The 3,010-nt window shown below is 64.8% G+C and carries 1 protein-coding gene; it reads left to right on the forward strand.

The window, feature by feature from the left end:
• Positions 1-3,010: condensation domain-containing protein (locus A5692_RS25295; RefSeq protein ID WP_231984457.1), on the forward strand; the 3,010-nt coding region annotated here is incomplete at both ends.

The raw sequence follows: 3,010 nt of genomic DNA on the forward strand, positions 1-3,010 counted from the left end.
GGTGAGGGGTATCGCGCCCCCGGCACCCCCATTGAGGAAATCCTGGCCGGCATCTACGCCGAGATCCTCGGCCTCGACCGCGTCGGAATCGATGACTCCTTCTTCGACCTGGGCGGCGACAGCATTCTGTCGATGCAGGTAGTGGCCCGAGCGCGGGCGGCCGGCCTGTTGTGTCGGCCGCGTGATGTCTTCATCGAGCAAACCGTGGCCCGGCTAGCCCGGGTGGCCGAGGTAGCGGTCGGTGGCGAGCTTGCCCCAATGGACGAGGGTGTCGGGCCAGTGGTTCCCACCCCGATCATGCGGTGGCTGCAGGGTGTGGACGGGCCGGTTGACCAGTTCAACCAGACGATGGTGGTTCAGGCGCCAGCCGGGGTCACCGGGGCCGACGTGGTGGTCGTGTTGCAGGCCCTGCTGGATCGGCATGCCATGTTGCGGCTGCGCATCGACGATGACGCCGGCGGATGGGCACTATGGATACCCGAGCCGGGGTCGGTGAACGCCAGCGATTGCCTGCAGGAGGTGGACGCGTTATGCGATGACGCGTTGGTAGAGGCGCGGGCGCGGCTGAACCCGGGCGCCGGGGTGATGGTCAGTGCGCTGTGGGTAGGCGCCACCGGCCAGTTGGTGTTGATCGTTCACCACCTGGCTATTGATGGGGTGTCATGGCGAATTCTTTTGGAGGACTTCAATATCGCCTGGGCCCAGTATCACAGTGGTCAGCCGGTCGCTCTGCCGGTCGGGGGTACGTCGTTTGCCCGGTGGTCGGGGCTGCTCGATAAGTACGCCCACGCCCCGGAGGTTGTGGCCCAAGTCGACGTGTGGCGGCAGGTGGCGGCGAGTCCCGTCGCTTTGCCGGCGGTGCAGCCAAGGGTGGATACGTATGCGAGTGCGGGGCGGTTGTCGGTGTCGTTGGATGTCGAGACGACCCGGCTGCTGCTCGGTGAGGTGCCCGCGGCGTTTCACGCTGGCGTGCAAGACATTTTGTTGATCGCGTTCGGCTTGGCCTTCGCGGAATTCCTGGGTCCCGCTGCCACGCCGGTCGGTATCGATGTGGAGGGCCACGGGCGTCACGAGGAGATTGCCCGCCAGGTGGACTTGTCGCGTACGGTGGGCTGGTTCACCACCAAGTACCCGGTGGCGTTGGTGGTCGGTGAGCTGGACTGGTCGCAGGTGGTGGCCGGTGAAGCCGCGCTGGGGGCGGTCATCAAGGACGTCAAAGAACAGCTGCGCGCCCAGCCGCATCCTCTGACGTATGGTCTGCTGCGGTATTTGAATCCCGAGGTTGAGCTGGCCGGGTCGGATCCGGTGATCGGGTTTAACTATTTGGGACGGTTGGGCGGCCAGGCTGAGATATCGGCTGGTTTGTGGGGGCTCGATCGGGACGTCTTGTCGTTGACCGGTGCGGCCACGGCAGTGGCGATGCCGTTGATGCACACCGTGGGGCTCAACGCCGCCACTGTGGAGACTGAGGCTGGCCCGCATCTGCAGGCGGCCTGGACGTGGGCACGTTCAGCACTTGATGAGCAGCAGATCAGCCGGCTCAGCCAGTTGTGGCTTGAGGCCCTGGCTGGTATCTGCGCGCACGTCCAACACGGTGGGGGCGGATTGACTCCCTCCGATATTGTGCCCGCCCGGTTGAGTCAGGCTCAGATCAATGAGTTGTGTCGGCAGGACCGGGTTGCCGATATTTTGCCGTTGACCCCGTTGCAACAGGGGTTGCTCTTTCATGCCAGTACCGCCCAGGGCGGCGATGATGTGTATGCGGTGCAGCTGGATATCACCGTGACTGGCTGTCTAGACCCCGACCGCCTTCGCGCAGCGGTGCACACCGCGCTCACCCGGCACCCGAACCTGCTGGCCCGGTTCTGGGACCGGTTCGGGGAGCCGGTGCAGATCATCCCGGCTGAGCCCGAGTTGACTTGGCGGTTTGTCGAATTGGACACCAGCACCGACGGCGACGGGGCTGGCGGCGACGAAATCCAGCGGTTGTGTGCGAGCGAACGGGCCGCGGTGTGCGATCTGGGCAGCCAGCCGGCTTTTCGGGCCGCGTTGATCCGCACCGCAGGCGATCGGCACCGGTTTGTGCTGACGAATCACCACATCGTGCTCGATGGCTGGTCGCTGCCGATCTTGTTGCAGGAAATCTTCGCCAGCTATTACGGGCAGCGGCTGTCTGCTCCGGTGCCCTATCGCCGGTTTGTGAACTGGCTGACCGCCCAAGATCGCGCTGCAGCCCAGGCGGCGTGGCACGAGGTGTTCACCGGGTTCGAGGCCCCCACTTTGGTTGGCCCGCCGGGCCGATTGACGCTGGGACGGCGCGGTGTTGTGGCGTCTAGGGTGTCTGAGCAGACCACGCTGGCCCTTGCGGAGTTGGCGCGCTCGCGTCACACGACCCTCAGCACCGTGCTGCAGGCCGGCTTCGCACAGCTGCTGTCCGGGTTGACCGGCCAGCATGATCTCGCTTTTGGCATCACGGTCTCTGGGCGGCCCGCCGAGCTGAGCGGCGCGGAATCGATGGTGGGCTTGTTAGTGAATACCGTGCCGGTTCGGGCGACTATCACGGCGACGACGACCACGGCCGATCTGCTCGAGCAGCTGCAACGCATCCACAACAACACCCTTGAGCATCAGCACTTGGCGCTCAACGAGATTCATCGGGTCGTGGGACACGAGCGACTGTTTGACACCTTGTTCGTGTACGCAAACTATCCGGTTGAGACCACCGCGGTGAAAGGGGCCCACGACTTAGCCATCGACGAGGTCACGAGCCGTGAATACAACCACTACCCGTTGACGCTGCAAGTGGCGCCCGGCCTGGAGCTGGGGCTGCGGATCGAATTCGACACCGATATCTTCGACCCCCACAGCATCGAGCTGCTGATTGTCCGGTTGGAGCGGGTGTTGGCGGCGATGACCGCCGACCCCACCGAGCGAGTCTCCTCGGTCGAGGTGCTCGACGTCGATGAGCAGGCTCGCTTGGCGGTGTGGGGTAACCGTGGTGTGTTGGACC

This window comes from Mycobacterium sp. E342 (assembly GCF_001667665.1).
Classification (GTDB): domain Bacteria; phylum Actinomycetota; class Actinomycetes; order Mycobacteriales; family Mycobacteriaceae; genus Mycobacterium.